Source organism: Thiocapsa sp. (assembly GCF_022340925.1).
In the GTDB taxonomy this organism is placed as follows: Bacteria; Pseudomonadota; Gammaproteobacteria; order Chromatiales; family Chromatiaceae; genus Thiocapsa.
In genome coordinates this window covers 37,740-47,172 of sequence record NZ_JAJDNA010000013.1, presented here as the reverse complement: position 1 = coordinate 47,172, position 9,433 = coordinate 37,740, and the positions used below count along the sequence as shown (strand labels likewise).

Genomic DNA, 9,433 nt, shown 5'->3' with positions numbered 1-9,433 from the left:
GGGGTCGAGCTCCGGATAGTCCCGGCCGAGATCGAATCCCCCGAGAACATTGTGGGCGGCCAGGGACCGGAGGACGTCCTGGGTGGCAGCTGGGAGCCGCAGGGCCTGCTCGTGAAAGACGGCTCGGTCGAAGAGCGGTTCAACTCCCGGGACCTCGCAGAGCATCCCCGTGAGCTGTCTGGTCTTGGCATGACACGAGGCGGCCACACGCTCCAGCCCCTCGGCACCCAGGATGGCCATGTGGATGGTGGCTGCGGTGACGAGCAGGCCCTGGTTGGTGCAGATGTTCGAGGTCGCCTTGTTGCGCCGGATGTGCTGCTCGCGGGCCTGGAGCGTGAGTGTGAAGCCGGGCTTGCCGTCGAGATCCAGGGTCCGCCCGACGATGCGTCCCGGCAGTTGCCGCACGAGCTCCCGCCGACAACAGAGAAACCCGGCATAGGGTCCGCCCGAGGCGAGCGGCATCCCCAACGGCTGGGCCTCGCCGCAGGCAATGTCGGCCCCTGCGGTGCCCCAGTCCCCTGGCGGTGAGAGCAGGGCGAGCGCGGTCGGGTTGACGACGCCGATGACCAGCGCTCCCCGGGCATGCGCCCAGTCGGTCAGCTCGTCGACGTCTTCGAGCACACCGAAGAAGCTCGGCTGGGTGATCACCAGGGCAGCATAGGGGCCCTGATCTGTGAGCGCATCCAGCGCCGCGACAGGGGTATGCCCACCCTGAGGATCGAACGGGACCTCGACCAGCTCGATGCTTTGTGGGGCGACGATGCTGCGCAGGGTGCGCCGATAGGCCGGGTGCAGGGCACGGGGGATGAGGACCCTCCCGGACTTTGCCCGGCGATTGGATCGCACGGCCATGAGGACCGCCTCGGCGAGCCCGGAGGCGCCGTCATAGAGCGAGGCGTTGGAGACGTCCAGCCCGGTCAGGGCAGCCATCATCGACTGAAACTCATAGAGCAGCTGCAAGGTGCCCTGGCTGGCCTCCGCCTGATAGGGCGTGTAGGCGCTGTAGAACTCCCCTCGCGTGGCGATCTGCCAGACCGCTGCAGGGACGTGGTGGTCATAGGCGCCGGCGCCGATGAAGCAGAGCGGCTGCCCGTCCGCGCGGGCGCGTGACTGCATCAGTGCGGCGATCTCCATCTCAGCCAGGGCGGTTGGGATGGCGGTCAGCTCGCCGATGCGCAGCTCGGCGGGGATCTCGTCGAACAGATCATCGGTACTGGCGACGCCGATGCTCTCGAGCATCGCCGTGATGTCGTCCTGGGTATGGGGTACGAAGGGCATAGAAGGTTCCGGGGCCCGGGTTGCGGGCCCTTCAGATGGGGCCAGCGATCGACCTCAGACCTCGTCCTCGACGACCTGCCGGTAGGCAGCCGCATCCAGAAGCCCCGAGAGTGCCGCCATATCGTTCGGTGCAAGTCGGAAGATCCAACCTTCATCGTAAGGGCTGTTGTTGATTGCATCCGGGCTATCGTTCAGGAGATCGTTCGATTCGATCACCTCGCCGGCGAGTGGGGCATAGATATCCGAGGCGGCCTTGACCGACTCGACCACGGCACAGGCCTCTTCGGCTTCGACCTCCCGGCCCGTTTCGGGGATCTCCACGAAGACGATGTCACCCAGTGCCTCCTGGGCATGGTCGGTGATGCCGACGGTGACGGTCCCGTCACCATTGTTCCTCACCCATTCGTGGCTCTTGGTGTATCTCAGGTCTGCAGGGACGTCGCTCATGGTTGGCTCCGATGGAATGACACCGGCTGACAGTCGTGTGTTTGCCGGCTGGCTGGGTCCACTCGAGTCACAGGGTTACGCGGATCGTGCCGTGCCTCACGAACGGTGGATTGACGACGCGCGCGGAGACCTCTCTGCCGCGGATCACGACCGTGCAATGCGCGGAGGGGATGGGGGCAATCCGCGCGAATGCGATCGAGCGCTCCAAGGTCGGCGAAAAGCCGCCTGAAGTCACCTCCCCGACGACTCGTCCGTTCGCAAGGACCGCTTGACCTGGGCGAAGGATGCCCCGTCCGGTCAACAGCAAGCCGACGAAGTCCCGCCGTTCGGGGTGATCGCGTTGTGCCTTGAGGGCCTCGCGACCGACAAACTCGCGCTCCTCGGGGGTCCAGGCGACGGTCCAGGAGAGTCCGGATTCGAGCGGGCCAATCGCCTCGTCCATGTCTTGGCCATAGAGGTTCATTCCCGCCTCCAGTCTCAGCGTATCGCGTGCGCCCAGACCACACGGGCGTACCTCCGCTGCGGCGAGGCCACGCCAGAGCCCCATCGAATCCTCGCTCGGGAGGATGATCTCGAAGCCGTCCTCGCCGGTGTATCCGGTACGCCCCACGAACCAGCGCTGATCCTCTGCAGCGAAGAAGGGGGCGATCCGCAGTGCCGCCTCGCGCAATCCGTCCCGCAGCAAGGGTGCGGCTCGGGCACGTGCGTCAGGGCCTTGTACCGCGATCATGGCCAGATCGTCGCGCCGCGAGATCCGGACCCGGCGCCCCTCGCCCTGCAGCTGCATCCACGCCAGGTCCTTGTCCGCAGTTGCGGCGTTGACCACTGCCCGATAACGCCCGGCCCCGCGGAAGAACAGGATGAGGTCGTCGACCACCCCTCCCTGCGGATTCAGCATGCAACTATAGAGCGCTTTGCCCGGTGTGGTCAGCTTGTTCGCGTCGTTGGCAAGCAGGTATCTGAGAAAGGCCAGCGCCTCCGGCCCTTCGATGTCGACCGGTCGCATGTGGGAAACGTCGAACATGCCCGCGCCGCGGCGCACCGCATGATGCTCCTCGATCTGCGAGCCGTAGTGCAACGGCATGTCCCAGCCGCCGAATGGGACCATCCGGGCGCCGAGACGCTCGTGCTCCGAGAACAATGGGGTACGCAGTGCCATACCACTCTCCACTGGCCTGATTGGCCCGCCCCGCCGGCGGGACGTCGAAAGGCGTCTAACCGGCCGATGGGTTCAGGTGAAACGGGATGGGCGGTGCTGGACTGCGGCCCTGCCGAGTGCAGAAGCCCGACGTCCGAAAGCGCCCGGAACAGCGGTGGCCCCTGTGGTTGGAGTCACCCCCGCGAACGCCCACGGCGATCGATAGCGGCGCAAGCGCGGCCCGTTGGGATCCACCTGGACCCTCGGCGCCGCCCCTCTGTCCCAGACCTGAGAGTTTGCAGGCGGCCGATTGCGTCGGTCCTGCTGCCCCTTCGGTGGGCCGCGACCGCTGGTCCGGTCGCGACCGCTCTCCAGAGTCGGTCGTTATTCCCGCAGTCCCTTTGCCTGAGCGATTCCGGGCAGTGTTGCGCCTTCGGCGCCGGCCGAGGCCGATCTCTCCCGCGGGACTTCACGCGAGACGAGACTATAAGCGCCGTGCGTCGAGATTTCCAGACGTCGCCGAGTGGGCGGCAGCTCAGCCTTTGGTTTCGGATTCGCTGTTGCGCCGCCGAAACGCGGTCCCCCCGCAGTCTGCACAGGCTGGGATGCGTCCGGCCTTGACGAAATGGGTCTCGGCGCCGCACCGGTCGCAGACGAGCGTACCCGGACCAGTGACCTCGCCGGCCTGATAGAGACTCATCTGGCGGGCCGTCTCGGCCCATTGAGCCAGCTGGAGGCTGGTCTGGTCGGCGACCTTGGAGAACATGTCCATCATGCGCTGCTCGATCAGCTGCAGGTCAAATCGCCACCAATCGCGAATGTCTTGACCCGTCTCGGCGATATAGCTCGCTGCGTCCTCGACATCGCGTTGGATATAATCAGAGACCTTGTGGGCCTCTTCCCGCGTCAGCTCGCCGAGCTCGACCATATTGTCCCGCGCCTTCTCCAGGATCTCGCGGAATCGCGGGGCCGTTTCCGCCTGGGTCTTGTCGATCGCCTCATGGGTGTGCTTGAGCATCCGCTCGTAGGCGTCCACCAGCTTGTCGGTCGTCGTGCCCTTCTCTTCTTGATTGCTCATGATGGCCTCCGTCGGTTGCCTCACGCCCGCTTCATGGAATGGCTGAAGGCCCTTCCTATCGGTTGAAGTGTGCGATATTGAGCGGATTTGGCAAGGATCGGGGGCGCTTGCCGGATCAATGCGCCCATCCCCCCCCGTTCGGACCTGCTCGGACCGGCCTCACCGGTCGCCGCCGATCCGCTGGCTGCGTTATCCTAAGGGTCATTGCCGTCACGCGCGCGCCAGAAGGCCGGACATCCATGCAGACCGACTACGACCCGCAGGCGATCGAGGCCGCGGCCCAGCTCTATTGGGAAGAACGCCAGTCATTCAAGGCCGTTGAGGATCGCTCGCGCGAGAAGTTCTACTGCCTGTCCATGTTCCCCTATCCCTCGGGCAGGCTGCACATGGGGCATGTGCGCAATTACACCATCGGCGACGTCATCGCCCGCTACCAGCGCATGCTGGGCAAGAATGTGCTTCAGCCCATGGGTTGGGACGCCTTCGGGCTGCCCGCCGAGAACGCGGCCATCAAGCAGAGCATCCCGCCCTCGCAATGGACCCGGTCCAACATCGCCTACATGCGCCGCCAGCTCAAGCAGCTCGGATTCGGGTATGACTGGGACCGCGAGCTGGCGACCTGCGACCCGGCTTATTACCGCTGGGAGCAGTGGCTGTTCACCCGGCTGATGGAGAAGGGCCTCGCCTATCGCACTCAGGCCACGGTGAACTGGGATCCGATCGACCAGACGGTGCTCGCCAACGAGCAGGTGATCGACGGCAAGGGCTGGCGCTCCGGTGCGTCGGTCGAGAAGCGCGAGATCCAGCAGTGGTTCGTACGCATCACCGACTATGCCCAGGAGCTGCTGGATGCGCTCGATGGCCTGGACGGCTGGCCGGATCAGGTTCGGACCATGCAGCGCAACTGGATCGGGCGCTCCGAGGGCGTGGAGATGACGTTTGCGATCCAGGGTTCGGACGAGACCTTGGAGATCTACACCACTCGACCGGACACCCTCATGGGGGTGACCTATGTTGCCGTGGCCGCCGAGCACCCGCTGGCGCGCCGTGCTGCGAGGGATCAGCCCGAGCTCGCGATGTTCATCGACGAATGCCGTCTGGGTGGGACCTCCGAGGCCGAGATTGAGACGATGGAGAAGAAGGGTCATCCGCTCGGCCTGAACGCCATCCACCCGGTCACGGGGGAGGTTGTGCCTGTCTTCGCGGCCAACTTTGTCGTGATGGGCTATGGCACCGGGGCCGTGATGTCGGTTCCTGCGCACGACGAGCGCGATTTCCATTTCGCGCACAAGTACGGGATCCCGATCCGGCCCGTGATCGTGCCAGAGGACTGGAAAGACCTTGAGCTCGACATCGGCACCGGCGCGGCTAACCTGGTCGGCGGCAACCCCGTCATCAGGCCCGCAGGGGACTCCCTTCACGCGCCCTTGGACTGGTCGGGCTGGGACGAGCGCTTCGAGCAAAAGGGCGCGCTCATCAATTCAGGCCCGTTCTCGGCCTTGACCAGTGCCGAGGCATTCGAAGCGATCGCGGCCTGGTTGGCTGAGCGCGGAAAGGGCCTGAAACGGATCAACTTTCGGCTGCGCGACTGGGGCGTCTCGCGCCAACGCTACTGGGGCTGCCCGATCCCGGTGGTCCAGCGCCCGGACGGCAGCCTCCGCCCCGAGACCGATCTCCCGGTATGCCTCCCCGAAGACCTGGTGGTGGACGGATCCGGCTCCCCACTCAAGAAGATGCCGTCGTTCTCGCATCTTCCCGGCGGGGAGATGCGAGAGACCGACACCTTCGACACCTTCTTCGAGTCGTCCTGGTATTACGCGCGCTATTGCTCCGCCGATTGCGACAGCGCCATGCTCGACGAGCGCGCCGACTATTGGCTGCCGGTTGACCAATACGTTGGCGGGATCGAGCACGCGGTCCTCCATCTGCTCTACGCGCGCTTCTTCCACAGACTGATGCGCGACGAGGGTCTGGTCGCCTGCGACGAGCCGTTCACGCGTTTGCTGACCCAGGGGATGGTCGTCGCCGAGACCTGGTATCGCGAAGACGCCGAGGGCCGCAAGCAGTGGTTCAATCCGGCCGAGGTGGCGGTTGAGCGCGACGACAAGGGTCGCCTGTTGCGGGCGTCGCTCAAGTCCGACGGTCTGCCGGTGCGCTTCGGCGGCATCGAGAAGATGTCGAAATCGAAGAACAACGGTGTCGACCCGCAGGCCCTGATTGAGCGTTACGGCGCCGACACGGTGCGGCTCTACACCATGTTCACCGCCCCGCCGGACCAGTCGCTGGAGTGGAGCGAGGAAGGCGTGGAGGGGGCCTTCCGCTTCCTGAAGCGGCTCTGGTCGCTCGCGACGACCGAGACTGAGGCGATCCGCAGAGCGGGTCCGCCGAGCGTGCTGCTGGGGGACGACCTCGAGGAGCCGGCACGCAGCGCCCGCCGTGAGATCCATGCCGTTCTGAAGAAGGCACGCTTCGACTACGAGCGCCACCGGCTCAACACCGTGGTCTCGGGTTGCATGACCCTGGTCAATGTCCTCTACAAGCTCGAAGCCTCCCCGGCCCGAGGCGCCCTGCTGCGTGAGGGGATGAGCATCCTGCTCCGTCTCCTGGCGCCGATCGCACCGCATGTGACCCACCATCTCTGGCGGGAGCTCGGGTTCGGCGACGACATCCTCTGCTCGACCTGGCCCGAGGTCGACGCCGATGCCCTCGTGCAGTCCATGATCGACTACGTGGTGCAGGTGAACGGCAAGGTTCGCGCGACCGTGCGCGTCCCGGCGGATGCCGAACGGGGGGAGATCGAGGCGGTCGCGCTGGCGAACGAGAACGCGCGGCGATTCATCGGGGGAGCCAGCGTACGCAAGGTCATCCTGGTCCCGAACAAGCTGATCAACATCGTAGCGGGCTGATGCCGGCACCCGTCCAACGACCGGAGGCGAGCATGGGAGATCCGGTTGCCGGCGGGGGCGGGCAGGCAGCCCGCGCGCTCGGCACACGGGAGCCGGGATCCGGGCGCACCGGGACGGGTCGCTCGGCCGGCTGTCGCCGGTCTCCATTGCGGATACGGGCGACGTCCGGCGCACGGCGTCGCTCGATCGCCCTGCTGGTCCTCGCATCGGTCTGTCTGGTCCAGATTGGCTGCGGATTTCGCCTGCGCGGCGCCGTGGAGATACCGGCCGAGCTCAACCCGATCTATATCCAGTCTGCCGGCGGGTCGCCGGTGCGTCAGGCTATCATCGAGCAGCTGGCGGGCAGCGATGTGGTTGTGGCGCCGGCTGCGACCGGCGCCAGGCTGATCCTGCGTGTCCTCTCGGAGGCCAGCACCTCCCGGGTGGTCGCGGTGGATGCCCGTGGCCGGGTCCTGGCCTACGAGCTCCACTATCTCGTCAATTACGATGCGGTGGCCGCAGACGGCAGTCAGAAGGTGCCCGCACAGTCACTCGATCTCGTGCGCAACTTCGACAACCCCGACGTGGAGGTGCTGGGGAAACAGCTCGAAGAGCGCCTGATCTTCGATGATTTTGCTCGCGACGCCGCCGATCGCATCTTAATGCGCCTGCGCGTTGCGCTGCTCTGAGCCATCCTCCCACGCCCCGGTAACAGACCCTAATGCGCTTGCGGTTCAATCAGCTCCATGACGCACTCGCGGGTGGTCCGGCCCCGCTTTATCTGATTTGCGGCGACGAGCCTTATCAGCTCGGGGAGGCGGCGCACTTGGTCCGCGAGGCGGGGCGCCGACACGGATTCGCAGAGCGCGAGGTCTTGCATCAGGACGGCAGCTTCGACTGGCACGCGCTGGCTGCATCCGCCGACGGCATGTCGCTGTTCTCTGCGCGCAAGCTGATCGAGCTGCGCATCGGCACCGCGAGGCTCGGCAAAGACGGGAGTGCCGCGGTTCTCGCCTACTGCGAGCGCCTCTGCCCGGACAATCTGCTCCTGATGATTGCGCCCGAGCTGGATCGCAAGGAGCTGCAGAGTCGATGGGCCAAGCAGGTCGAGTCGGTCGGCGTCCTGCTTCAGGTCTGGCCGTTGAAGGGCCGAGAGCTGTTGCGGTGGCTCGCGCAGCGGCTGCAGGCCGTTGGTCTTCAGCCGGGACCGGGAGTGGCCGAGCTCCTGGCCGACCGGGCCGAGGGAAACCTCCTGGCGGCCGCCCAGGAGATCGAGAAGCAACGCCTCTTACGGGACCCTGGGCCGCTCGAGGTCGCCGACCTGCTCGGCAATCTCGCCGACAGTGCGCGGTTCGATCTCTTCGCACTGACCGATGCCGCCTTGTCCGGGGACCGTGCCCGCACGCAAAGGGTTCTGTCGGCCCTGCGAGCGGATGGAACCGCCGATGTCCTGGTTCTTTGGGCCCTGGCACGCGAGCTGCGGATGCTGGCCGAGGCGGCCGCGGCGAGCGCGGGATCTCGACCGCCGGGTTTCGCGCAGGGGCGCCTGCCGCCGCAGCGTCTGCAGGCAATCGCGCGGGCGCTCACGCGTCTCTCGCCCCATTTGCTGCGTACGCTGCTCCAGCAGTGTGCACTGACTGACCAGTCGATCAAGGGGCTGGCCACCGGTGACCCCTGGCACCGACTTGCCGTCGTCGCCGACGCACTGGCCGCAGGCGGGTTTCGGTTGGCCCGGCCGGTCCGGCAGCGTTAACCCGTATCTGCTCGTTTCAGGAGAGGCCCGAAGGGGTGGTCAGGGAGCCATAGAACGCCAGCCGATGCGGTCTTGGTCCGTTGGCCGTCCCGCGCTCGCCGCGGGATCGCATTCAGGGCCCTGCAAACCGGCTCGCCCGGTGGCGATCCGGCGCTTCGAAGAGGAGGCTTGAGGACGGGTCCTCAAGGGGCCCGAAGGAGATCCCCGACAGCGTTGACGGCATCCCTGAAACGCCGCCTCGGATCGCCCGCGACCTTGACGTAGCGCCGGCTGTAGAGATCCAGCAGCTGCTCGTAATAAGCCAGCATCTGGGCGCGGTTCTCTGGTCGGTCTCGGATCCCGTCTGCCTGCCAAGGGACGTCGATGTCCGTCAGGAGGTAGAGATCGGAACGGATAAAGGGGAGTGCGGCGTTGAGGGATTCCGGTATGCCGCCGAAAAAGAGGTCCGAATAGGCCCTGATCGTCAACAGGTCGGTATCGCAGACCAGAAGACCATGTCTTGCCCGGACCGCTGCGCGATTTTCCCTTGCCTGCTGGCCGATCGCAATCGCGAGGATGTCGTCAAGCCCGCAGTTTTGGCCGGTTCGTCGAATCTTTTCCCGGATGTACGGCCGGGCATACTCGGCGACCCACAGGGTATCGAAATGCGCCGCCAGTTGACGCGCGAGGGTGGTCTTACCTGTCGACTCCGGGCCGTACAGAACGACCCGCTTGAGTCCGCGGATGTCGGTTTGTCTGAGCCGCTCGTCCACGCCTGTCCGCCCTCTTGGGCCGGGATCAGTGGATCCCGCGTCATTTCCCCGCTATACAGGCCCAAGCTGCAATCTTACACTTTCCCAAGCCATTAACAGCAG

8 protein-coding genes and 1 riboswitch are annotated in these 9,433 nt (G+C 65.9%); of the genes, 3 read left to right on the top strand and 5 right to left on the bottom strand.

Annotated elements, in window-relative coordinates; all coding sequences use genetic code 11:
- The 4 genes from gcvPA to LJE61_RS02065 form a co-directional block, all read right to left on the bottom strand.
- On the bottom strand, nt 1–1,278 hold a 1,278-nt coding region (gcvPA, locus tag LJE61_RS02080; RefSeq protein ID WP_296917274.1), incomplete at its 3' end, for an aminomethyl-transferring glycine dehydrogenase subunit GcvPA.
- A gap of 54 nt (nt 1,279–1,332) precedes the next feature.
- On the bottom strand, nt 1,333–1,725 hold the full coding sequence (gene gcvH, locus LJE61_RS02075) for a glycine cleavage system protein GcvH (protein WP_296912809.1): 393 nt from the start codon (nt 1,723–1,725) through the stop codon (nt 1,333–1,335).
- 67 nt (nt 1,726–1,792) lie between these two features.
- A complete protein-coding gene (gcvT, locus tag LJE61_RS02070) occupies nt 1,793–2,884 on the bottom strand; it encodes a glycine cleavage system aminomethyltransferase GcvT (RefSeq protein ID WP_296912808.1) in 1,092 nt (363 codons plus the stop codon).
- Between the two features lie 362 nt (nt 2,885–3,246).
- Nucleotides 3,247–3,335, bottom strand: a riboswitch (glycine riboswitch).
- 63 nt (nt 3,336–3,398) lie between these two features.
- A complete protein-coding gene (locus LJE61_RS02065; RefSeq protein WP_296910855.1) occupies nt 3,399–3,941 on the bottom strand; it encodes a zinc ribbon-containing protein in 543 nt (180 codons plus the stop codon).
- Between the two features lie 239 nt (nt 3,942–4,180).
- Here LJE61_RS02065 and leuS point away from each other — a divergent pair, with 239 nt between their 5' ends.
- Genes leuS through holA form a run of 3 tightly spaced genes read left to right on the top strand, consistent with a single transcriptional unit; the run spans nt 4,181 to nt 8,579 of the window.
- Complete coding sequence (gene leuS / locus LJE61_RS02060) at nt 4,181–6,847, top strand: leucine--tRNA ligase (RefSeq protein WP_296910853.1); 2,667 nt, start codon at nt 4,181–4,183, stop codon at nt 6,845–6,847.
- 32 nt (nt 6,848–6,879) lie between these two features.
- Complete coding sequence (locus tag LJE61_RS02055) at nt 6,880–7,515, top strand: LPS assembly lipoprotein LptE (RefSeq protein WP_296910850.1); 636 nt, start codon at nt 6,880–6,882, stop codon at nt 7,513–7,515.
- A 32-nt stretch (nt 7,516–7,547) separates the two neighbouring features.
- Nucleotides 7,548–8,579, top strand: coding sequence for a DNA polymerase III subunit delta (holA, locus tag LJE61_RS02050; RefSeq protein WP_296910848.1), 1,032 nt, complete (start codon nt 7,548–7,550; stop codon nt 8,577–8,579).
- A 182-nt stretch (nt 8,580–8,761) separates the two neighbouring features.
- Here holA and LJE61_RS02045 read toward each other — a convergent pair whose 3' ends face one another.
- Nucleotides 8,762–9,331, bottom strand: a complete 570-nt coding sequence (locus tag LJE61_RS02045; protein ID WP_296910846.1) for an ATP/GTP-binding protein — start codon at nt 9,329–9,331, stop codon at nt 8,762–8,764.
- Between the last annotated feature and the right edge of the window lie 102 nt (nt 9,332–9,433).